Raw genomic sequence first — 22,279 nt, 5'->3', positions numbered from 1 at the left:
CTCCTTGCCGTGGCGGGCCGCACTGCCGCCTCACCAGTTGTCCTTGGGCGCCGACCCGAGCCCACAATAACAAAAACCCCCGGTTGCAAAACCGGAAAAACAATGAAGGCACCGGTTTGTGTCACGCATCGTCCATCAGCCGCATATGCGCCGAAAGCCGCGATGGACTTGGGCCCCGAGCTGTGGTTGCGTCGGGGTGGTCGAGCGTTTCATCGAGATGCCCGGCCGCTTTGGGTATTTGTTCAGACGCAATTCCGGACGGCAAATCGCCTGGTATTTTTCCGGAATGGTTGGGCAGGCCGGATGGGAGACCGGCCAGGGAGGAAGCACGGGCCGTGCAAGGCTGGTTCGTCGTCATCATCGCGATCGCCTATGTGACGCTGCTTTTCGCCATTGCCAGCGTCGGCGACCGGCGCGCGGCCGCCGCGGGGCTCGGCCGGGCGCGGCCGTTCATCTATGCGCTAAGCCTGGCCATCTACTGCACCTCCTGGACCTTCTTCGGCTCGGTCGGCCTTTCCTCCGAGCGCGGCCTCGAATTCCTCGGCATCTATACCGGCCCGGTGCTGGTCTTCGTGTTCGGCTTCCCGCTGCTCAACCGCCTGGTCCGGCTGGCGAAAAGCGAGAAGATCACCTCGATCGCCGACTTCCTCGGCGCCCGCTACGGCAAGAGCTTCACCGTCGCGGCGATCGCGACCTTGATCGCCACGATCGGCGCGGTGCCCTATATCGCGCTGCAGCTCAAGGCGATCTCGGGCTCGGTCAGCCTGATGATCGAGCACTATACCGGCTCGCCGCCCTCTTTCGATCCGTTCGTCAGCGATATCTCGCTGGTGGTGGCGATGCTTTTGGCGCTGTTCGCGGTGCTGTTCGGCACCCGCCACGCCGATGCCACGGAACATCAGGACGGGCTGGTTCTGGCCGTTGCGGTCGAGACCGTGGTGAAGCTCGCCGCATTCATAGCCATCGGCCTGATGGTCACGTTCCTGATCTTCGGCGGCCCCGGCGACATGTTCGCCAGGCTCGCCGGGAACGGCCAGGTACGCCAGGCGATGAGCTACAACACCTCGCTGGCCACCTGGCTGGTGCTGACGGGCTTGAGCGGCTTTGCCATCCTGATGCTGCCGCGGCAATTCTATGTCACCATTGTCGAGAACCGCAGCGAGGCGGAGCTGCGCACGGCGACTTGGCTGTTCCCGCTCTATCTCGTGGCGATCAATCTCTTCGTGCTGCCGATCGCCTTTGCCGGTCTGTCGCTGGTCGGCGCCAAGACCAGCAGCGACCTTTATGTGCTGTCGCTGCCTCTGCTCGGCGGCCATGACGTGCTCGCCATGGCCGCCTTCGTCGGCGGCCTGTCGGCGGCGACCGCCATGGTGATCGTCGAGAGCGTCGCGCTGTCGATCATGATCTCCAACGATCTCATCATCCCGCTGTTCGTGCGCCGCGTGATCAAGACCAGCGCCTCGGAGAATGAGGATTGGTCGACACTCATCCTCAACGTACGCCGCGCGTCCATCTTCATCCTGCTGTTCATCGCCTTCCTCTACTACCGCGAGAGCACCAACAGCGCGCGGCTGTCCTCGATCGGGCTGATGTCTTTCGCGGCGATCGCGCAATTCGCGCCGTCGCTGATCGGCGGCCTGATCTGGCGCCGCGCTAACGGCCGGGGCGCCGCGCTCGGCATGGTCGCGGGCATCGCTGTCTGGGGTTACACGCTTCTTCTGCCTTCGCTCGCCGGCCCGGGTTCCGACATCGTCGTCCACGGGCTGTTCGGCTTCGAGGCGCTGAGGCCACAGGCGCTGTTCGGCACCGTCGGCGAGCCGCTGAACCACGGCGTGATGTGGAGCCTCTCGGTCAACGCCCTGTTCTTCGTGCTGGGGTCGCTGTCGCGCGCGTCGGTGCCGCTGGAGCGTATCCAGGCGGCGATCTTCGTGCCGCGCGAGGCGGGCCCGATGCCAAGCCTCAGGCGCTTCCGCACCGCCGTCACCGTCAATGATCTCAAGGACACGATCTCGCGCTATCTCGGCGTCGAGCGCACGGAGCGTTCCTTCCAGTCCTTCGAGAAGAGCGCAAGCGTCTCGCTCCACGGCAAGGAGCAAGCGAGCATGGATGTCATCCGCTTCTCGGAGCAATTGCTGGCAAGCGCCGTCGGCTCGTCCTCGGCGCGGCTGATCCTGTCGCTGCTCTTTCGCCGCAACGACCACGATTCCAAGGATGCCTTCAAGCTGCTCGACGACGCCACCGAGGCGCTGCAGCACAATCGCGACCTGCTCCAGATCGCCCTGGATCAGATGGAGCAAGGCATCACCGTCTTCGACCGCGATTTCCGGCTGATCTGCTGGAACCGGCAATACCGGCAGCTGTTCGACCTGCCGGACGAGATGGGCCAGGTCGGCGTGTCGCTCGACCGGATCCTGCGCCATCTTGCCGAACGCGGCGATATCCCGGCTGACCAGCGCGTGACGATGCTCAACCGGCTGACCAGCTTCGCCGGGCCATGGCAGATGGAGCTGAAGACCAGCGGACGCATTCTGGAGCTGCGCTCCAACCCGATGCCCGACGGCGGCATCGTCGCCACCTATGCCGACATCTCCGGCCGCGTCGAGCAGGACCTGGCGCTGAAACGGGCCAATGAATCGCTGGAACAGCGGGTCAAGACCCGCACCGTCGAGCTCACCCGGGTCAACGAGGAGCTGGCGCAGGCGCAGATGCTGGCCGAGGAGGCCAATCTCGGCAAGACGCGCTTCCTCGCCGCCGCCGGGCACGACATCCTGCAGCCGCTCAACGCGGCGCGTCTCTATTGCTCGTCGCTGATCGAGAAGGCCGGCAAGGGGCCGGCCGGCAAGGCGGCCATCAACATCGAATCCTCGCTGGAATCGGTCGAAACCATCCTCGGCGCGGTGCTCGACATCTCGCGGCTCGATGCCGGCGCCATGAAGCCCGAGGACACCGCCTTCAGCCTCGGCGGGCTGCTCGGGCAGATCGGCAATGACTTCCGCCCTTTGGCCGCCGAAAAGAAGCTCGAGCTCAAGATCATGCCGTCCTCGCTCGGCGTCATGACCGATCGCAACCTTTTGCGCCGGCTGATCCAGAACCTGGTCTCGAACGCCATCAAATACACGCGCAAGGGCCGCATCCTGGTTGGGGTGCGGCGACGCGGCGAACTGGCCGAAATCCAGGTGATCGACACCGGCATTGGCATCGCCGGCGACAAGCTCAACACCGTCTTCCACGAGTTCACACGCCTCGACGAGGGCGTACGCGAGGCAGAAGGCCTTGGCCTGGGGCTCTCCATCGTCGACCGCATCGCGCGGGTGCTGCGACTCGAAATCCGCATTTTCTCCAACCCCGGCAAGGGCACGCGCTTTTCCGTCATCCTGCCGGTCGCGGAGGTCGCGGCGCCGCCGCGCGAAATCGGCAAAGCCCCGGCCCGCTCTGCGTCGACGCTTGCCGGGCTCAATGTGCTCTGCATCGACAATGATGCGCGCATCCTCGACGGCATGCGGCTGCTGCTCGAAGGCTGGGGCTGCCATGTCGAGACGGCTTCGGGATCGGGAGAGCTCATGAGACCCGGCGCGGTGAGGCCGGACGTCGTGCTTGCTGACTATCATCTCGATGGCGGCACTGGGCTCGACGCGATCGCCAGGTTGCGCGCCGCCTACGGCCAGGACCTGCCCTGCGTGCTGGTCACCGCCGACCGCTCCAGCGAGGTGCGCGCCGCCGCAAGCCAGCTCGACATTCCGGCCGTCAACAAGCCGGTGAAGCCCGCCGTGCTGCGCTCGATGATGGCGCGGGTCAGGCCGCTGGCGCCGGCGGCGGAGTAGAGGCAGAAGTAGCTAACTTACCGGCTGCAGCGGGTCATTGCCGATCTTGGAGAGCTGGATGACCGCCTGGGTACGGCTGTCGACGCCGAGCTTTTGCAATATGGCCGAGACATGCGCCTTGATGGTCGCCTCGGAAACGCCGAGCTCATAGGCGATCTGCTTGTTGAGCAGGCCCTCCGCCAGCATGCCGAGCACGCGCGTCTGCTGCGGCGTCAGCGCTTGCAGGCGCTTGATCAGATCGGAGATTTCCGGGTCGCGCTCGACACCGAGCTCGATACCGGCGGGTGCCGCGATGTCGCCGGCGAGGACGGCCTGCACCGCGGCGCGGATTTCTTCCATGCTGGCCGATTTGGAGATGAAGCCGGAAGCGCCGAGATCGAGGGCGCGGCGGATGGTGACGGGATCGTCATGCGCCGACACCACGACCAGCGGCACCGCCGGATGGATGCCGCGTAGCGCAATCAGGCCGGAGAGGCCGCTGGCGCCCGGCATCGACAGATCGAGCAGCACCATGTCGATATCCTCATTGGCCAGCACCAGAGCCTTGGCGCTCTCGAAATCCCCGGCCTCGTGAATGGCGGCAACGTCGCCGACGCCGGCCAGCGCCTCCTTCAGCGCGCCGCGAAAAAGCGGGTGATCGTCGGCAATGACGAAAGTGTGGCCCGACGGCAAATATTCCTCCCCCGATCCCATCATCATTTTCGTGCTTCTTGCGGGGATCAGAATGATTATGCGGCGGCGCGGCGCTTTTTCAAGCGGCAAAGGCCGCGCGCGGGGTTTTCCCCAGGGGCGGCCCGGTCGCGCCGGCTCAGGTCTTCTGCTGATTCAGCTTGCCGCCGCCGTCGCCGTCTTCCTTGTCCATGTCCTTGACGATGTCCTTGAAGGTGCGGAAGAAGCGTTCCATGTAGCCCATGGCCCTGTTGAAATCCTCTTCGCTCGGCAGTTGCGATTCCAGCCGGGCGGAGAGCGAATTCTCGAGCTTGGCGACCCGCGCATCGAGGGCCTTGACCGAATTGTCCAGCCGGTCGATCTCGTCCTGGTAGGCGGCGCGCTCGTCCGCCGCCATCTTGCAGACGAGCTGGCCGGTGCGCTCCTCGCACATCGACATGGCGCCGGTCCTTGTATCCATGCGGACATAGCCGTTGGCCGACTTCTCCAAACGGTAGTGGTCGGTCTCCTCGGAATAGGCGGAAGCGGCAACCAACGAGCAAAGCGCCGCGGGGATCAGGATGTGCTGCAGACGCATATCGTCCTCCATGAGCCAGTGAAGGCCGGCTATCACAGGTTTGCGCCGGAAATGGGGAAGAGTCGAGCTTCAAGCCTTCCCCGCACCTTCGGTTCAGACTATAGCGCGAGAATGTCTCAGATTATCTACAAGATCGCCCCCGAGGCGCTTTGGTGCGAGGCCGAAAAGAACGGGCGCTTCACCGGCGCGCCGATCGACATCGCCGACGGCTTCATCCATTTCTCCACCGCCGCGCAAGTGCGCGAGACAGCGGCCAAGCATTTCGCCGGCCAGACGGGCCTGCTGCTGGTCGCCATCGACGGGGAGAAGCTGGGGAACGCGCTGAAATACGAGGTATCGCGCGGCGGCGCGCTGTTCCCGCATCTCTACGCCCCGCTCGACCTCGATGCCGTCCTTTGGGTCAAGCCGCTGCCGCCCGGCGCCGGCGGCCACGACTTCCCGGCGCTGGAGGACGAATGAGCGTGCTCGACCGGATCGGCCAGAAGCTGCTTTTCTCCTTCGATCCGGAAACCGCGCATGGTCTGTCGATCGCGGCGCTGCGCTGCGGGCTTCCGGTTGGCGCGACCGCGCCGCGCGACGCGCGGCTCAGGATCAGGCTTTGTGGCCTCGACTTCCCGAACCCGCTCGGCATGGCCGCCGGCTACGACAAGAACGCCGAAGTGCCGGACGCGCTGCTTGGGCTTGGCTTCGGCTTCGCCGAGGTCGGCACCATCACCCCGCTGCCGCAACCCGGCAATCCGAAGCCGCGCATCTTCCGGCTGACGGCGGATGAAGCGGTGATCAACCGGCTGGGCTTCAACAATGAAGGTCATGCGGCGGCGGAAAAGCGGCTTGCCGCGCGCAAGGGGCTGCCAGGCGTCGTCGGCGTCAACATCGGCGCCAACAAGGACAGCGCCGACCGCATCGCCGATTACGAGCGCGGCGTTGCTCGCTTCGCGGCCTATGCGAGCTATCTGACGGTCAACATCTCCTCGCCCAACACGCCGGGCCTGCGCAACATGCAGGCGCGCGAGCAGCTTGGCGAGCTCTTGTCGCGGGTGATGGCCGCGCGTGCCGCGGCCGCTGCGCAGCCGCCGGTCTTCCTCAAGATCGCGCCGGATCTCGTCGAAGCGGAGCTGGAAGACATTGCCGCCGAGGTCGCCGAGAAGAAGATCGACGGCGTCATCGTCTCCAACACGACGCTGGCGCGGAGCGGATTGCGGAGCGGCGGCGTGGCGAATGAAACCGGCGGCCTCTCGGGAAAACCATTGTTCGAGCGTTCGACCGCGGTTCTGGCTCGCATGCGCAAACTGCTTGGACCGCAGATGACGATCATCGGTGTCGGTGGCGTCGACTCCGCCGAGGCCGCATTGGAAAAGATCCGCGCCGGCGCCGACCTCGTCCAGCTCTACACCGGCATGATCTATGCCGGCCCGGCGCTGCCCGGGCGCATCGTGGCCGGCATGGCGCGGTTCATGGAGCGGCAACGGCTCAAATCTATTGGCGAACTGCGCGATACCGGTTGCACAGACTGGTCCAAAAAACTCTGATAAGCTCCCACGAAATCGGGAGGACAGCCATGGCTGAGGTTCTGAGCTCCGTCGTAGAGTCGATCGGTCGAACTCCATTGGTCCGGCTCGAAAGGCTGACGGCGCAAGCGGGCGTCAAAGGCGAAATCCTCGCCAAGCTGGAATATCTTAATCCGGGCTTTTCCAAGAAGGATCGCGCGGCGCTTGGGATAATAGAGGAGGCCGAAAAGTCCGGCGCAATCAAGCCGGGGCAAACGGTGGTCGAGCTTACCTCCGGAAACATGGGCACGGGCCTCGCGATCGTCTGCGCCGTCAGGGGTTACCCTTTCGTCGCGGTGATGTCGAAGGGCAACTCCGAAGAGCGCGCCCGCATGATGGCGGCGCTCGGCGCGGAAGTGATCCTCGTGGACCAGTTGCCGGGATCGGTGCCGGGGCAGGTCTCGGGTGGCGATCTGGCGCTTGTCGAGCAGGCCACCAAGGCGGTGACGGAGGAACGAGGCGCATTTCGCGGCGATCAGTTCCACCGCGACGGGAACTGGCTTGCGCATTATCACGGGACCGGACCGGAAATTTGGGACGCCAGCCATGGCGCCGTCGATGCATTCGTCGACTTCATCGGCTCGGGCGGCACCTATGCCGGGGTGGCGAAGGCGCTCAAGGAACGCAATCCCCTGATCAAGTGCTTCATCGTCGAGCCCGAGGGCGCAGCGGCGGCCGCGGGCGAGACGGTCACCCGACCCGAACACCCCATTCAAGGCGGCGGCTACGCCATGCCGGACCTGCCGTTTCTGAAAAACGCGCCCGTCGATGGCTATCTTCAGGTTTCCGGCGACGAGGCACGCGAGACCGCGCGCCTGCTCGCGCGCAGCGAAGGTATCTTCGGCGGCTTCTCGTCCGGAGCGAATGTCGCCGCCGCGCTGCGTCTCCTACGCGGCGATCAATCGGGCAAGACGATCGCCGTCGTGATTTGCGATTCCGGGCTGAAGTACCTCTCGACCGACCTCTGGAGCTGAGAAACGCCGGCGCTCGGCCGGCGCCGAACAATCGGCGCCTAAAACGCCGTTCGTACCCTGAGCCTCAGCACCGCGAGCAGGCTCAATCCACGCACCAGCAGGAAGACATGCAGCGACGCCCATAGCCCGTTGTTGCCGAAGGCGGGCGCCAGCGTGATCAGCGCGGCGCTGAAGACGAGGAACGACAGGAGCATCATGTTGCGCATGTCGCGCGACCAGGTGGCGCCGATGAAGACGCCGTCCATCTGGAACGCCAGCACGCCGCTCAGCGCCGTGAAGGCCGCCCATGGCAGATAAATGTCGGCGACTTCGCGGACCTCGGGCGAGGTCGTGACCAGCGCCACAAGGCTCGCGCCAGCGGTCAGCAGGATAAGGCTGGCGCCGGCCGCGAGGCCAAAACCCCAGATCAGCGTCAGCCGCACGGCCTGCCTGAAGGGAGCAGGCGCCTGCGCGCCGATGGCGCGGCCGGCCAACTGTTCGGCGGCGGTGGCGAAGCCGTCGAGGAAATAGCCGGCGATCAGGAAGAAGTTCATCAGCACGGCGTTGGCGGCAAGCGTCACCGTGCCGAATTGCGCACCCTGCCTGGTGAACAGCGCGAAGGCGGCAAGCAGCGAGAAGGAGCGGATCATGATGTCGCGGTTCAGCGACAGCATGCGCCGGTAAGCCGGCAGATCGAGGATGCGGCGACGCGACGGCCGCTCCAGCTTGCGGAAGCGGTTGAGCACGATGGCAAGGCCAAGCAGCATGGCCAGGAACTCGCCGGTGACCGTCGCCCAGGCGACGCCGGCAACACCCCAGCCGAGCTCGAGGCCGAGCAGGAAACAGAGCACGATGTTGATGCCGTTGAGCACCGCCTGCAGCATCAGCCCAAGCCCGCCCTCGCCGCGTCCAAGCACGTAGCCCAGTATGGCGTAGTTGATCAGCGAGAAGGGGGCGGCGAGCAGCCTGATGCGGATATAGACCGACATGGCCGCGCTGACGCTCGGCTCGGCGCCCATGAACCATTGGCCGGCCACGGCAAAGAGCGGCGCAAGTGCCGCAAGAATGACGCCCGCGACGACCGCGATCAGCACGGCGCGCCACAGCACTGCCTGCTCTTCCAGCGCATCGCCGCGCCCGAAGGCCTGGGCGACAAGGCCAGTGGTGCCGGAGCGCAGGAAGTTGAAGGTGGTGAAGACGACGTCGAAGACCAGAGATCCCGCCGCCAGGCCGCCGAGCAGGGCCGCGTCGCCGAACTGGCCGACCACCGCGGTGTCGACGATGCCGAGCAGCGGCGTCGTCAGATAGGCAAGCGTCATCGGCACGGCGATCGCCAGCACCGAGCGATTGGTGACGGCGAAAGATCTGGCGTTGGCTTGTGTTACGTCCAAGGGGATTGCTGCCCGGCTGATACGGCTTGATCGAGGACCCGATGTGCGCCAGTTTGCCTGCCTCATGCAACCATCATCCGCCGGGCTGACTACCGAATTTTCTGTTGTTTTTAAGCAATTCCGGACGGAAAACCGTTTCACACTTTTCCTGGAATTGCTCCAGACTTGGCTCAGACCTCCCGATCCATGCCGCTGCAGATCGCCCATCACCCCGACTATGACGCCGGCTTCGCCGTCAACCATCGCTTTCCGATGAGCAAATATCCGCTTTTGATGGAGGCCTTGCGCATGCGCGGGCTGGCCGCGCCGGGTGCGCTTTCGATGCCGGAACCGGCGCCGGCATCACGATTGAAGCTTGCCCACGCAGCCGAGTATGTCGACCAGGTGATCGCCTGCCAGGTGCCTGAGAAGATAGAGCGCGAGATCGGCTTTCCTGTCGGCCCGCGCGTGTCGCTGCGGGCTCAACTCGCCACGGCGGGCACCGTGCTGGCGGCCAGGCTGGCGCTGAAACACGGCATTGCCTGCAACGCCGCCGGCGGCAGCCATCACGCCAGGCGCGCGCAAGGCGCCGGCTTCTGCACCTTCAATGATGTCGCCGTCGCCGCGCTGGCGCTGCTGGCCGAGGGCGCGGTCGAAAACGTGCTGATTGTCGATCTCGACGTGCATCAGGGCGACGGCACGGCGGACATTCTCAACGACGAGCCTCGCGCCTTCACCTTTTCCATGCATGGCGAGCGCAACTATCCGGTGCGCAAGATCGCTTCCGACCTCGACGTCGCACTGCCGGACGGCACGGGCGACGACGCCTATCTCGACCGGCTCGCCGCCATCCTGCCGGAACTATCCGCACAAAGGCATTGGGACATCGTCTTCTACAATGCCGGCGTGGATGTGCATGCCGAGGACAGGCTCGGCCGGCTGGCGCTGAGCGACGATGGCCTCCTCGCCCGCGAAGACATGGTCATCGGTCATTTCCGTAACCACCGCGTTCCGCTGTGCGGCGTCATCGGCGGCGGCTACTCGACCGACGTGCCGGCGCTGGCCGCGCGCCATGCGATCCTGTTCGAGGCCGCCTCGCGATATGCGTAATGGGACGCTAGGCTATTTCCGATAGCTGGCGATCCTGAGCAGGATGAACACAGGAACGACGATCGCCGCGCCGAGCAGGATATAGCCGAGGAAGCGGTCGATGGCGTGGAAGCCGAGATTCCACAAATCGACGAAGAACTGGCGGATACCGTAGAAGACATCCATCGGCGACCAGCCGAAGGCATGCATGACGAGGCCGACGAGAAAGGAGACCACGAGCAGCTTCAGGAACACCCTGAGCGGCGTGTCGCCAAGAAAGCGCGTCAGTGCGGACAAGGCCATCCTCCGGTTCGAGCCGCCTGATTCGGCGGCGCGGTATCAGAGATACGCATTCCGCGGAAAGGCATCAAGGAATGGAGCCACCGGCTCCGTTTTGCCGATTGCTTGAGGCGGCGCCATCATGGTAACGAGGGCTCGCGCGGGTATGATGTAATGGTAGCCTGTCAGCTTCCCAAGCTGAACGCGCGGGTTCGATTCCCGCTACCCGCTCCAGCTTGTGCCGAAAGGTTTGAGCTTGCCTGTGACCTCGCTGAGAATAAGCGGTTTTACAGGTAGTTTTACAACTTGCGTTCTCGATTCGGCCTCGCCTCGCCTAGCTTCGCTTCTCGAACCATTTACGGTAGCGGCGATAGATAGCGCCAGCGTTCACTGGCTCACGGGGCCGAAGTGGCACTGATTGCGGCTTGGCCATGCTGTATTCCACCGGCTTTCGTCCGTCGCAAATCTCCTTCAGATTGCTGACGAATAGCGACACATCGCCAAAATAGTTCGGATACATCTGGACCAACTTGTTGATCTTCCCGACTTCCACCACGACGACCTTGTCGTCGTCCTGGCCGGACGCGATCCGGAATTCCGCCTCTCCAGGCTCTTGGGTGGCCACAATGATACTGTCGTATCCTTCAACCATAACCGTGCGGTCTTTGCGGTACCGGATCAGGAAATATTTCCCGGCGTCGTAGCGATTGGTTTCCGCGAAGTGCGGGCGTTTTTGACGTTCTCAAGCACGCTGGTAGCGCGTAGCTGTCGATCGAGTTCGCGCAACTCTGGCGCGCCGCGATTCCATAGCCGACGCTTCATGGAGGCGACGAACGGCGCATCAAGGCATCTATAGAAGATTGTGCCGCCGAAACCGCTCGCAATCAGCATCACCAGTGTCGTGGCGGCCAACCCGATATTTGAGGCGGCGATACCCGTTACAATAGCCAGCTTCCCGATGAACTGAGAATAAAGGGATGGATGAGGTAAATCGCATAGCTCGCGTCGCCCTGTCTCATCAAAAACCCGCGCCCGACGGTCAGTCCGCGCCGCTCCAACCCTACCGCAGACACAACCAGCAATGCCGCGGCGACGATCACGATTACATGACCTGGGGATGTCTTCGTGACATCCGGAAGCGTGTCGACAGTCGCAAGGCCCAGCACCGATATTGCCATCAAACCGAATGCCGCGAAACATGTCAGCGATATGCGGGCCTCCGAAACATGGATGAGTATGCCGAGCATGAACGCCAGGAGCAATTCCGAGAACAAGTATCGTAAGTATGCGTCGGATGAATACTGTCCAAATATCATAAGCACTGAAAGAACAAATAACACCGACACCTTTCTGTATATAATTGGTTTCAGATAGAGTGTTAGAAAAAATATGAAATAGAATACCATTTCAAATTCGAGAGTCCAGCCGACAAAGAGGATCGGCCGCAATATATGACCGGAGGCATCCAATTCGGGTAGCAAGAACAGCGAACAGAGAAAGTGTTCTAGACTGATGTCATGCAGGCCGAAAAGCATGAAGCCGGTTTGGACGATGGCCACCGCAAACAAGGTCAGCAGCCAATAACTCGGGACTACTCTAAACAGTCGGTTTTGAATAAATCGTGACGGAGAAATCCCCGAAATATCGGTTGTCTTCGACATGATATAGCCGCTTATCACGAAGAAGATTTCAACGCCGGTGGCGCCGATGTTGATGGACATAGGTGCCCGGCCAACGCCGATGTAGTGGTCGCAGCTGAAAATTATGTGATGGATGACGACGCCATACGCCGCAATTGCCCGCAACGCCTGGATGTTGGCATTGACAGCGATTGTTTCATTCCTGTCGGGGCTAGCCACCAAGTCCCTCCGCGAACTTTCGCCACTCAGCGCGGCGAGACGGGTTCAGCTCGACCATTGCAGCATCCTCAAGGCGGCGCAATTCAGCCTTTTGGTTGCCGACCGCCTAACGCCATTGAGGGTCCTTGCGCGGCCCGGCGCTGTCTGTGACACAACCAGATTCTCGGCGCCCAGGAACCGGCGACGAACTTCAATCGATCGTGGGGACGTATGCGGCCGAACGATACCGCTCGATCCGCTTCGATCGTTTGACAGATTCCCGGTAAACCTATGGATTTGGTTTGGGACGATTTTGCTCGGTTTTACCGGCAAGCAATTGGAATCCCGACGAAAGGGCTAGCTTCCCAAGCTGAACGCGCGGGTTCGATTCCCGCTACCCGCTCCAGTCTCCCCAACCTGCTTGCTTCAATATCGTGGCGCGCTGCTGCGGGACACTGGCAGGTCTCCAAACACGGGATCGGGTCTTGCACGATTCGTGCAGGACCCGATGCTCCGCAGTCTTTGTCGTCGCCTGAACTACAGCCAGATATTGATCCAGTAGCGCTCGCGCCAGCAGCGGCGGCGCCAGCGGCCATGACGCCAGTAGCGGCGGCAGACGTGCCTCCAGCCGCGCCGACGGCGACGCCGGCGATGGCGCCAGCGCCAATCTCCGTAATAATGACGCCGGTGGGAGACCAGCTCCACTTCGGCCGGATCGTCGCCTTCGAGGACCGCGTTGTCCGGCTTGTCGAGTTCGTCCAGGATCCCGTTGCCGCCGGGAATGCCGGCAACAGCCTTGCCGGGTCCGGCCAGGCTAGCAAGTGCCGCCGCCCCCGCAACGCCAAGCATTCCAGTCAGAAACAACCGACGTTCCATCAAAAAACCTCCCAAGCTGTTGAGCCTCGGCAGCTCTTCCCTCAGCCGCAACGGGCTCCAGCGAGCGACCGATCGGTTTGAACGTAGAAGTAGCGTTCTCGTTCCATCACCCCACCTCGCGCAAGATGAAGTCGTGCAGCATTTTGGCGGCCGGCGAGAGCACGCGGTTCTTGACCGTGATCAGGCTATAGGGCCGGACCTCGATATCGAACTCGGTCTGAACCACGTCGATGGCGCCGGCCAGCCCGTCGGCACCCTGGATGAACCTGGCGACCTGGATCGAGACCGGCGCGATGGCGTCGGACTGCGCCACCATCACCAAAGTGAGCAGCAGCGACGAGGTGTTGAGGATGCGGTCGGGCAGCGCGATGTCGCGGTTGAGGAAGTTGCTTTCCATCGCCTGGCGCAGCGGCGAGCCGCCGGACTGGAAGACCCAGTCATAAGCTGCCGTGTCTTCCAGCTTCACCGCCTTGCCGCTCGCCAGCGGGTGGCCGCGGCGCACGATGAGGCAGGCCTTCTCGACGCCGATGACGCGCGATTCGAAGAGCCGCGGGTTAAGGTCGTCGGGAATGCGCGCGATGATGAAGTCGTGGCGCGACGCGATCAGCTCGCGGGCGAGCACGTTGGAGGTCTCGACCTGCATGGTGATCTCGATGCGCGGATAGATGCGGCGGATTTCGCGAATCGCCGGCACCGCCAACTCGATTGCCGGCGCCGTCACGGCGCCGAGGAACACGGAGCCGCCCTTGCCGGCCTTGAGCTCGGAAATCTCGCGATCGGCCTCGCGCATTTCGAGCAGGATAGAACGGGCGCGCCGCGCGAGCGCCTTGCCATAAGGGGTCAGCGTCACGCCGCGCGGCAGCCGCTCGCACAATCTGACGTCGAGCACGGCCTCCATCTCGGCAATCATGCGCGAGGCGGCCGGCTGCGAGATGTTCATGACCTGCGCGGCCGCGCTCACCCGTCCGTGATCGTCCAGCGCGGTGATCATGCGCATGTGGCGGAGGCTCAGGCCGCTGCGCAGCAGCGTCTCGCCGTCTCCCGGCGGCTTCTCGTAAACACCTGAAATCGCACCGAAATCTTGCATTGCCGCCATGATCCTGAACCTTCCCAGCGGGTTTCCTTCAATCCCCTTAAGCTATATCAGTTTCGGTATAGCAACCACCGAAGATCGCATTTGACAGTTATGTCAAAGGGCCACACCCTTCGCGCGTTCCGAGGCGCAGGGGTCGGTAACGAGCGAATTCGTATCGATTGAAACTGCGTCGCGGGGCCGATTGGGAGGATACCGGAGATCGATAAAGCCGACAGAGGCGCGCCAGCGCATCTGCTCGACTGCGCGGCCCGCGAAGCCCCGAGGTGTCGCGTCCATCAACCAGGGAGAGTAATCGTGAAGATCATCAAGACACTGGCCGCCGTCGCGGCCCTTGGCGTCGCTGCCATGACCTATTCGGCACACGCGGCCGACAAGGGCCTCATCGGCGTGCTGATGCCTACCAAGACCTCGCAGCGCTGGATCAACGACGGCGATGCCGTCAAGTCCCAGCTCGAGAAGCTCGGCTACACCGTCGACTTGCAATACGCGCAGGACGACATCCCGAACCAGCTCAGCCAGCTGGAAAATGAAATCACCAAAGGCCCGAAGGCGCTGATCATCGCCTCGATCGACGGCACCACCATGGCGGACGCGCTGCAGAAGGCCAATGATGCCGGCGTGGTCACCGTCGCCTATGACCGCCTGATCAAGAAGACCCCGAATGTCGACTACTACACCACCTTCGACAATTTCGGCGTCGGCGTGATCCAGGCGAATTCCCTGGTCAAGGGCCTCAAGGAGCGCTTCCCGAACACCAAGCCTTGGAACGTCGAACTCTTCGGCGGCTCGCCGGACGACAACAACGCCTTCTTCTTCTACAACGGCGCCATGTCGGTCCTGCAGCCGCTGATCGATGACGGCTCGATCAAGATCAAGTCCGGCCAGATGGGCATGGACAAGGTTGGCACGCTGCGCTGGCTCGCCGCCACTGCCCAGGCGCGCATGGACAACCTGCTTTCGGCCAACTACTCGGACGGCAGCCGCGTCGATGGCGTTCTGTCGCCATATGACGGCCTTTCGCGCGGCATCACCGCCTCGCTGCGCGCCGTCGGCTACGGCACGGACGCTCAGCCCTGGCCGATCGTGACCGGCCAGGACGCCGAGACCGCCTCGGTCAAGCTGATCATCTCGGGCGAGCAGTATTCGACGGTGTTCAAGGACACCCGCGAGCTGGCCAAGTCGACCGTGGAGCTGGTCGACAAGGTGCTCTCGGGCGGCAAGCCTGAGGGCCTCGACACCAAGACCTACAACAACGATGTCAAGGTCGTTCCCTCGATCCTCCTGACGCCGGTCGAGGTCGACAAGTCGAACTACGAGAAGCTGGTCGTCGACTCCGGCTACATCAAGGCCGAAGAGCTGAAGTAATCCGGCTTGAAAACGAGGGGTCCTGCGCGACCGCAGGGCCCCTTTTCGTTCAGAAGCGACCCCGGTATTGTTTTTGCCGGCTTCTGCAGCGCAGCACGCCGTCACGGTGCGAAGGCAGCCGCAGCATTTTGATTTCGCGCATGGCATTCTCCAATGATGGAAAGCGTGCGCCCAAGGAGCAGACCCGATGGCCTCGACGATTTTGGAGATGCGCGACATCACCAAGACGTTCCCCGGCGTGAAGGCGTTGTCGAACGTCAATCTCGGCGTCGAGGAAGGCGAGATCCACGCGATCGTGGGCGAGAACGGCGCCGGCAAGTCGACGCTGATGAAAGTGCTGTCGGGCGTCTATCCGTCCGGGACCTATGATGGCCAGATCATCTTTCGCGGCCAGGAATGCAACTTCAAAGGCATTCACGACAGCGAGCATATGGGCATCGTCATCATTCACCAGGAGCTTGCCCTGGTGCCGATGCTGTCGATCGCGGAAAACATCTTCCTAGGCAACGAGCACGCCACCTATGGCGTCATCGACTGGGACGCCAACGAGGCGCGCACGGCCGCCCTGCTCAAGAAGGTCGGGCTCAAGGAGGACCCCAAGACGCTGATCACCAATATCGGTGTCGGCAAGCAGCAGCTGGTCGAGATCGCCAAGGCGCTCAGCAAGGAAGTGAAGCTCCTGATCCTGGACGAGCCGACCGCGTCGCTCAGCGAGAAGGACAGCCAGGCGCTGCTCGACCTGCTGCTCGAGTTCAAGCGCCAGGGCATGACCTCGATCCTGATCTCGCACAAGCTGAACGAGGTGAACCGCGTCGCCGACAAGGTGACGGTGATCCGCGACGGGCGCACCATCGAGACGCTGCCAAGGCAGGACATCTCGGAAGACCGCATCATCACCTCGATGGTCGGCCGCTCGCTCGACGACCGCTATCCGCCGCGCGAGCCGCAGATCGGCGAGGTCATCTTGGAAGTGAAGGACTGGTCGGTCTACCACCCGATCCACGCCGAGCGGCAGGTCATCAAGAACGTCAACCTCAATGTGCGCAAGGGCGAGGTGGTGGGCATTGCCGGGCTGATGGGCGCCGGCCGCACCGAATTCGCGATGAGCCTGTTCGGCCGCTCCTATGGCCGGCACATCACCGGCGAGGTGTCGCTGCACGGCAAACCGCTCGACCTCTCGTCAGTGAGCAAGGCGGTGGAGAACCGCATCGCCTATGTCACCGAGGACCGCAAGACCTACGGCCTCAACCTCATCGACCACATCAAGCACAATGTGACCTTGGCCAATCTTGGCGGCGTTTCCAGCCGTGGCGTCATCGACGACATGCGCGAGATGAGCGTCGCCAACGACTACCGCAAGAAGACCAACATCCGCGCCTCCAGCGTCTATCAGCTGACCGGCAACCTCTCGGGCGGCAACCAGCAGAAGGTGGTGCTGTCGAAATGGCTGTTCGCCGATCCGGAAGTCTTGATCCTCGACGAGCCGACCCGCGGCATTGACGTCGGCGCTAAGTACGAAATCTATACGATCATCGCCCGCCTCGCCGCCGAGGGCAAAGCGATCATCGTCATCTCGTCGGAAATGCCCGAATTGCTCGGCATCACCGACCGCATCTATGTGATGAACGAAGGGCGTATCGTCGGCGAAATGGCGGCAAGCGACGCCAGCCAGGAAAAAATCATGCGCGCCATCGTTCGCGGAGAAGGAAAAAAAGCATCATGAGCACAGAAAGCGCTCCCGCACCGCAGAGCGGCACAGCCGAGGACGTCAAGCAGGGTCCGCGCATCGCCGTCTCGGCCCTGACGACGAACCTGCGCGAATACGGCCTGATCATCGCGCTCATCGTCATCATGCTGTTCTTCCAGTACACGACGTCGGGCACGCTGTTCAAACCGGTAAACCTTTCGAACCTGGTGCAGCAGAACTCGTTCATCATCGTGATGGCGCTGGGTATGCTCCTGGTGATCGTCGCCGGCTATATCGACCTCAGCGTGGGATCGGTGGCAGGCTTCATCGGCGCGCTGGCGGCGATGATGATGGTGATCTGGCCGCTCGGCATATTCTCGAATCCGCTGGTGGTCTCGATCGTCTGCCTGATCGTCGGCGCGCTGATCGGCGCGGCGCAAGGCTACTGGATCGCCTATCACAAGATACCGAGCTTCATCGTGACGCTGGCCGGCATGCTGATCTTCCGCGGCATCTGCCAGGCGCTGCTCGGCGGCGGCTCGTCGGTCGGCCCGCTGCCGGACAGCTTCAAGGCGCTGAGCTCGGGTTTCATCCCGGACGTGATCGGCCCGCTCGTGCTGATCCCGCCGACGGTCAATGCCGCCGGCAAGACCATCGTCGGCAGCGGCTTGACGCTGCATATGACGACGATCGTGCTCGGTCTGGTCGCGGTGCTCGCCTATGCCTATTTCGGCTTCAGGACGCGGCGCAAGCGCGAGCGTCACGGCTATGAGGCGGAGCCCTTCCCGCTGTTCGTCATCAAGACTCTGGTGGGCAGCGCGCTGGCGCTGTTCCTGGTGTTCCAGTTCGCCAGCTACAGGGGCTTGCCGGTCGTGCTCTTGGTGATGGGTGTGCTCATCTCTCTGTTCGTCTTCGTCACCAAGCGCATGACCATCGGCCGCCGCATCTATGCCATGGGCGGCAACGCCAAGGCCGCGCAGCTGTCGGGCATCAACACCGAAAGGCTGACGCTGCTGGTCTTCATCAACATGGGCGTGCTGTCGGCGCTCGGCGGCCTGATCATCGCGGCGCGCCTCGGCCAGGCCGTGCCGGCCGCCGGTCTCGGCAGCGAGCTCGACGTCATCGCGGCCGTCTTCATCGGCGGCGCCTCGGCAATGGGCGGCGTCGGCCAGGTGATCGGCGCCGTAGTCGGCGGCTTCATCATGGGCGTGATGAACAACGGCATGTCGATCATGGGCGTCAATGTCGACTGGCAGCAGGTGGTCAAGGGCCTGGTGCTGCTCGGCGCCGTCATCTTCGACGTCTACAACAAGAACAAGGCTTAAGGGCCGGAACAAAGTTCAGGAGGCATACGGGTTCCAGATCGCGACGCTGCCGGCAACCCGTCGGCGCCAAGAAGTCCGCACAAGGACCGAGCGCGCGAACGCAATCCGGACGAAGAGTTTCAACCGCGGCGGGGATCGCTCCACGCCGCGCCGGGTAAGGCTTGCCCGCGGGCGGCCGCTAAATGAGAGAGGATTCGAACATGCTGATCTCCCAGATCCTCGACGACGCCGAGACGATCCGCGTCGTCGCCCGCAATGGCGGCGGCAAGACCAGGGTCATCAATGGCGCGCGCAGTGTCTATTCGCTGGCGATGGAGGCCGCGCGCACCGGCATCGGCCTCGAGGCGCTGATCGAGCGCAAGGGCTATGGTGAGACGGTCGATCTCGATGCCGTCTACAAGAGGGGCAGGCTGGTCTCGCCGATCAACCATCCCGATCCCGCACATCTGCATCTCACCGGCACCGGGCTGACGCATCTCGGCTCAGCGGCGACGCGCGATTCCATGCACAAGAAGCTCAGCGAGGGCGGCGAGGAGGAACTCACCGATTCCATGAAGATGTTCCGCATGGGGCTCGAAGGCGGCAAGCCGGCCAAAGGCCAGGTCGGCGTGCAGCCGGAATGGTTCTACAAGGGCAACGGCACGATGGCGGTGGCGCCGGGCGCGCCGCTGATGTCGCCGGCCTTCGCGCAGGACGGCGGCGAGGAGCCCGAGATCGCCGGCATCTATGTCATCGGCGATGATGGCGCGCCGTTCCGCGTCGGCTTCACGCTGTCGAACGAGTTCTCCGATCATGTCACCGAGCGGGTGAACTATCTGTTCCTCGCCCATTCCAAGCTGCGCAATGCCTCGTTCGGCCCCGAGATCCTGATCGGCGACCTGCCGGCCGACATCCGCGGCGCATCGCGCATCTGGCGCGACGGCAAGCTGCTCTGGGAAAAGCCGTTCCTGTCGGGCGAGGCGAACATGTCGCACACCATCGCCAATCTCGAGCACCACCACTTCAAATATTCGGCCTTCCGCCAGCCGGGCGACGTGCATGTGCATATGTTCGGCACCGCGACGCTCTCCTTCGCCGACGGCATCAAGACCGAGGCCGGCGACACGTTCGAGATCGAGGCGGCGGATTTCGGCCTGCCGCTGCGCAATCCGCTGGAGATCGAAAAGCCGGTGAAGGTGGCGGTGAAGGCGCTGTGATTGGGTAATCTCCCCTTGTGGGGGAGATTGGCAATTTCGACCTCAGCGCGCGGCCCTGAAATGCTTGGAAAGCTTCAGGCCCTGCGCCTGATAGTTCGAGCCGAGATCGGTGCCGTAGAGCGCCTGCGGGCGCTTCAGCATGTGCTCGTAGACGAGGCGGCCGACGATCTGGCCGTGGTCGAGGATGAAAGGTACTTCGTGGCTGCGCACTTCGAGCACGGCGCGGCTGCCGCTGCCGCCGGCGGCGGAGTGGCCGAAGCCCGGATCGAAGAAGCCTGCATAGTGGACGCGGAACTCGCCGACCAGCGGGTCGAAGGGCGTCATCTCGGCGGCGTAGAGCGGCGGCACGTGCACCGCCTCGCGGCTGACCAGGATATAGAATTCGTCAGGGTCGAGCACGATCTCGCCGGCGCCGCTCTTATAGATCGGCTCCCAGAAATCGACGACATCCTGCGCGGCGCGCTTGTCGACATCAACCAGGCCGGTGTGGTGCTTGCCGCGATAACCGACAAGCCCATCCTTGTCGCCGTCGAGGTCGATGGAGAGCGCGATGCCGCCGCCGGAAATATTGGGCGGCTCGGTGGCGACCAGCATCTCGGCACGGTGAAGGTCGCGCAGCTGGCTTTCCGAAAGCACGGCATTGCCGATGCGGAAACGGATCTGCGACAGCCGCGAGCCGGCGCGCACGACGATCGGGAAGGTGCGCGGGCTGACTTCGAGATAGAGCGGCCCGTGATAGCCGGCGGCGATCTTGTCGAACTCATGGCCGCGATCGGTCATGACCCGCGTGAAGATGTCGAGGCGGCCGGTCGAGCTCTTCGGATTGGCCGAGGCCGAAACCTCGGCCGGCAATGCCAGACTTTCCAGCAAAGGCACGATATAGACGCAGCCGGTTTCCAGCACCGCGCCGCCGGTGAGGTCTATCTCGTGAAGCTTCAGCCGTTCGAGCTTGTCGGCGACCAGATGATCGGGCCCCGGCAGGAAGGAGGCGCGTACGCGATAGGCCTTGTCGCCGAGCCTGAGATCGAGGCTGGCCGGCTGGATCTGGTTGGTGTCCAGCGCGCGCGGCGACTTGAGCGCGTTCGCCTCAAACAGCGCCGCGATGTCCTGATCCGGAAGAATGCCTGTCTGCCGCAAAGGCTGGCTCCGTTCACAAGGCCGGGCGAGGACCTAAGCAGGCTCTTGCCGTCCGGCTGGTACAAACCTCTTAATGAAGCCGGCAATTGACGCAAGCGCGGCGCTCATTTAAAGGGTCGTTATCCCGTGGTGATTTGGCCGGTCGGCTTGCAGCCACGTTAAACAAGTCGCTAAAGGACCGTCGAGCCGCAAGGCTATATGGACCGGTTGCGACTTCGCGGCCGGTTTTTTTATGTCTGGAAGCAGGGCTATGAGCACCAAGAAGCGCAATTGGAAACCTCAAACGGCACTCGTGCATGGCGGAACGCTGCGTTCCCAGTACGGCGAGACCGCAGAGGCGATGTATCTCACGCAGGGCTATGTCTATGAGACGGCGCAGGCGGCGGAAGCCCGCTTCAAGGGCGAGGAACCGGGCTTCATCTATTCGCGCTACGCCAACCCGACCGTCGACATGTTCGAAAAGCGCATGTGCGCTCTGGAAGGCGCCGAGGATGCCCGCGCCACCGCCTCCGGCATGGCCGCCGTTTCCGCCGCCCTGCTCTGCAGCGTGAAGGCAGGAGACCACATCGTTGCGGCGCGCGCGTTGTTCGGCTCCTGTCGCTGGGTGGTGGAGACGCTGGCGCCGCGCTACGGCATCCAGGCGACGCTGATCGACGGCACCGACATCGCCAACTGGGAAAAGGCGGTTCGCCCGAACACCAAGCTGTTCTTCCTGGAAAGCCCGACCAATCCGACGCTGGAAGTGGTCGACATCGCCGCGGTCGCCAAGCTCGCCAATTCGATCGGCGCGCGCGTTATCGTCGACAACGTCTTTGCCACGCCGCTGCAGCAGAAGCCGCTGCAGCTCGGCGCTCACATCGTCGTCTATTCGGCGACCAAGCATATTGACGGCCAGGGCCGCTGCCTCGGCGGCGTCATCCTGTCGGACAAGAAATGGATCGACGAAAACCTGCACGACTATTTCCGCCACACCGGCCCCAGCCTGTCGCCCTTCAACGCGTGGACGCTGCTCAAGGGGCTGGAGACGCTCCCGCTGCGCGTGCGCCAGCAGACCGAGAGCGCCGGCAGGATCGCCGATTTCCTGGCCGGCCGGTTGGAGATCGCGCGCGTCATCTATCCCGGCCGCGCCGATCATCCGCAGGCCGATATCGTCAAGAAGCAGATGTCGGGCGGTTCGACATTGATCTGCCTTGACGTCAAGGGCGGCAAGCAGGCGGCCTTCGCCTTCCAGAACGCGCTCGACATCGTGCTGATCTCCAACAATCTCGGCGACGCCAAGAGCCTGATCACCCATCCGGCGACGACGACGCACAAGAACCTGAGCGACGAGGCACGTGCCGAGCTCGGCATCGGCCCCGGCACGCTCAGGCTCTCGGTCGGCCTGGAGGACACCGACGATCTGCTGGAGGACATCGAGCAGGCGCTGAAGGCGGCAAAATAAGCCGGAAAACATC

Annotated in this window: 20 protein-coding genes, 1 tRNA gene and 1 riboswitch; of the genes, 11 read left to right on the top strand and 10 right to left on the bottom strand. The window is 63.4% G+C overall.

The features are described from left to right. The first annotated feature begins 335 nt into the window (after positions 1 to 335). On the top strand, positions 336 to 3,821 hold the full coding sequence (locus EJ068_RS21615; RefSeq protein ID WP_189342054.1) for a PAS domain-containing hybrid sensor histidine kinase/response regulator: 3,486 nt from the start codon (positions 336 to 338) through the stop codon (positions 3,819 to 3,821). A 12-nt stretch (positions 3,822 to 3,833) separates the two neighbouring features. Here the strand turns inward: EJ068_RS21615 and EJ068_RS21610 are convergent, their stop codons facing one another. Both EJ068_RS21610 and EJ068_RS21605 read right to left on the bottom strand, forming a co-directional pair. Beyond that, the gene (locus EJ068_RS21610) at positions 3,834 to 4,493 is read right to left on the bottom strand and encodes a response regulator transcription factor (RefSeq protein WP_127251927.1); all 660 of its coding nucleotides are present in this window, start codon (positions 4,491 to 4,493) and stop codon (positions 3,834 to 3,836) included. A 136-nt stretch (positions 4,494 to 4,629) separates the two neighbouring features. Then, a complete protein-coding gene (locus EJ068_RS21605; RefSeq protein WP_127251922.1) occupies positions 4,630 to 5,067 on the bottom strand; it encodes a hypothetical protein in 438 nt (145 codons plus the stop codon). Between the two features lie 111 nt (positions 5,068 to 5,178). Here EJ068_RS21605 and EJ068_RS21600 point away from each other — a divergent pair, with 111 nt between their 5' ends. From EJ068_RS21600 to EJ068_RS21590, 3 genes are read left to right on the top strand one after another with little or no spacing between them, the layout of a single operon-like run. Continuing rightward, entirely contained in the window at positions 5,179 to 5,526 is a 348-nt protein-coding gene (locus EJ068_RS21600) for a DUF952 domain-containing protein (protein WP_189342053.1), read from the top strand. Beyond that, complete coding sequence (locus EJ068_RS21595) at positions 5,523 to 6,596, top strand: quinone-dependent dihydroorotate dehydrogenase (RefSeq protein WP_127251921.1); 1,074 nt, start codon at positions 5,523 to 5,525, stop codon at positions 6,594 to 6,596. The genes EJ068_RS21600 and EJ068_RS21595 overlap by 4 nt, the downstream gene beginning before the upstream one ends. Before the next feature lie 29 nt (positions 6,597 to 6,625). Beyond that, the gene (locus EJ068_RS21590; RefSeq protein ID WP_127251920.1) at positions 6,626 to 7,588 is read left to right on the top strand and encodes a cysteine synthase family protein; all 963 of its coding nucleotides are present in this window, start codon (positions 6,626 to 6,628) and stop codon (positions 7,586 to 7,588) included. A gap of 38 nt (positions 7,589 to 7,626) precedes the next feature. Here the strand turns inward: EJ068_RS21590 and EJ068_RS21585 are convergent, their stop codons facing one another. Then, on the bottom strand, positions 7,627 to 8,958 hold the full coding sequence (locus EJ068_RS21585; protein WP_245463181.1) for an MATE family efflux transporter: 1,332 nt from the start codon (positions 8,956 to 8,958) through the stop codon (positions 7,627 to 7,629). Positions 8,959 to 9,144: 186 nt separating this feature from the next. On the opposite strand from EJ068_RS21585, the gene EJ068_RS21580 reads away from it, so the two are divergent. Then, positions 9,145 to 10,047, top strand: a complete 903-nt coding sequence (locus EJ068_RS21580) for a histone deacetylase (RefSeq protein ID WP_127251925.1) — start codon at positions 9,145 to 9,147, stop codon at positions 10,045 to 10,047. Between the two features lie 12 nt (positions 10,048 to 10,059). On the opposite strand, the gene EJ068_RS21575 is transcribed toward EJ068_RS21580, so the two are convergent. After that, positions 10,060 to 10,329, bottom strand: a complete 270-nt coding sequence (locus EJ068_RS21575) for a DUF6460 domain-containing protein (protein WP_181166832.1) — start codon at positions 10,327 to 10,329, stop codon at positions 10,060 to 10,062. 136 nt (positions 10,330 to 10,465) lie between these two features. Here EJ068_RS21575 and EJ068_RS21570 point away from each other — a divergent pair. Next, positions 10,466 to 10,539 (top strand) — tRNA-Gly (locus EJ068_RS21570). Positions 10,540 to 10,639: 100 nt separating this feature from the next. Here EJ068_RS21570 and EJ068_RS21565 read toward each other — a convergent pair. From EJ068_RS21565 to EJ068_RS21545, 5 genes are all read right to left on the bottom strand, one after another. Then, positions 10,640 to 10,957, bottom strand: a complete 318-nt coding sequence (locus tag EJ068_RS21565) for a hypothetical protein (protein WP_127251918.1) — start codon at positions 10,955 to 10,957, stop codon at positions 10,640 to 10,642. Between the two features lie 26 nt (positions 10,958 to 10,983). After that, positions 10,984 to 11,196, bottom strand: coding sequence for a hypothetical protein (locus EJ068_RS21560; protein WP_127251917.1), 213 nt, complete (start codon positions 11,194 to 11,196; stop codon positions 10,984 to 10,986). Positions 11,197 to 11,243: 47 nt separating this feature from the next. Further along, positions 11,244 to 12,164 (bottom strand): acyltransferase, encoded by a 921-nt coding sequence (locus EJ068_RS21555; protein ID WP_189342064.1) that lies wholly within the window; start codon positions 12,162 to 12,164, stop codon positions 11,244 to 11,246. A gap of 516 nt (positions 12,165 to 12,680) precedes the next feature. Continuing rightward, a complete protein-coding gene (locus tag EJ068_RS32730; protein WP_189342063.1) occupies positions 12,681 to 13,019 on the bottom strand; it encodes a protamine-2 (modular protein) in 339 nt (112 codons plus the stop codon). Between the two features lie 106 nt (positions 13,020 to 13,125). Then, positions 13,126 to 14,115 carry a LysR family transcriptional regulator gene (locus EJ068_RS21545; protein WP_127251915.1) on the bottom strand — a complete coding sequence of 330 codons (990 nt, stop codon included), beginning with the start codon at positions 14,113 to 14,115 and terminating at the stop codon, positions 13,126 to 13,128. A 294-nt stretch (positions 14,116 to 14,409) separates the two neighbouring features. On the opposite strand from EJ068_RS21545, the gene chvE reads away from it, so the two are divergent. The 4 genes from chvE to araD1 all read left to right on the top strand — a co-directional run bounded on the left by chvE (position 14,410) and on the right by araD1 (position 19,688). Next, entirely contained in the window at positions 14,410 to 15,480 is a 1,071-nt protein-coding gene (chvE, locus tag EJ068_RS21540) for a multiple monosaccharide ABC transporter substrate-binding protein (RefSeq protein ID WP_042641271.1), read from the top strand. 187 nt (positions 15,481 to 15,667) lie between these two features. Next, positions 15,668 to 17,203: a multiple monosaccharide ABC transporter ATP-binding protein gene (gene mmsA / locus EJ068_RS21535; protein WP_127251913.1), complete on the top strand. Its 1,536-nt coding sequence runs from the start codon at positions 15,668 to 15,670 to the stop codon at positions 17,201 to 17,203. Then, complete coding sequence (mmsB, locus tag EJ068_RS21530; RefSeq protein ID WP_128298086.1) at positions 17,200 to 18,492, top strand: multiple monosaccharide ABC transporter permease; 1,293 nt, start codon at positions 17,200 to 17,202, stop codon at positions 18,490 to 18,492. The genes mmsA and mmsB overlap by 4 nt, the downstream gene beginning before the upstream one ends. Before the next feature lie 200 nt (positions 18,493 to 18,692). Further along, complete coding sequence (gene araD1, locus EJ068_RS21525) at positions 18,693 to 19,688, top strand: AraD1 family protein (RefSeq protein ID WP_127252112.1); 996 nt, start codon at positions 18,693 to 18,695, stop codon at positions 19,686 to 19,688. Between the two features lie 42 nt (positions 19,689 to 19,730). On the opposite strand, the gene EJ068_RS21520 is transcribed toward araD1, so the two are convergent. Continuing rightward, the gene (locus EJ068_RS21520) at positions 19,731 to 20,825 is read right to left on the bottom strand and encodes a 2'-deoxycytidine 5'-triphosphate deaminase (protein ID WP_126079342.1); all 1,095 of its coding nucleotides are present in this window, start codon (positions 20,823 to 20,825) and stop codon (positions 19,731 to 19,733) included. Positions 20,826 to 20,941: 116 nt separating this feature from the next. Further along, positions 20,942 to 21,019, top strand: a riboswitch (SAM riboswitch). A gap of 56 nt (positions 21,020 to 21,075) precedes the next feature. On the opposite strand from EJ068_RS21520, the gene EJ068_RS21515 reads away from it, so the two are divergent. Beyond that, positions 21,076 to 22,266, top strand: coding sequence for an O-succinylhomoserine sulfhydrylase (locus EJ068_RS21515; RefSeq protein WP_126079343.1), 1,191 nt, complete (start codon positions 21,076 to 21,078; stop codon positions 22,264 to 22,266). Positions 22,267 to 22,279 lie beyond the last annotated feature (13 nt).

Source organism: Mesorhizobium sp. M2A.F.Ca.ET.043.02.1.1, from assembly GCF_003952405.1.
In the GTDB taxonomy this organism is placed as follows: domain Bacteria; phylum Pseudomonadota; class Alphaproteobacteria; order Rhizobiales; family Rhizobiaceae; genus Mesorhizobium.
This window is presented reverse-complemented; position numbering and strand designations above follow the sequence as displayed.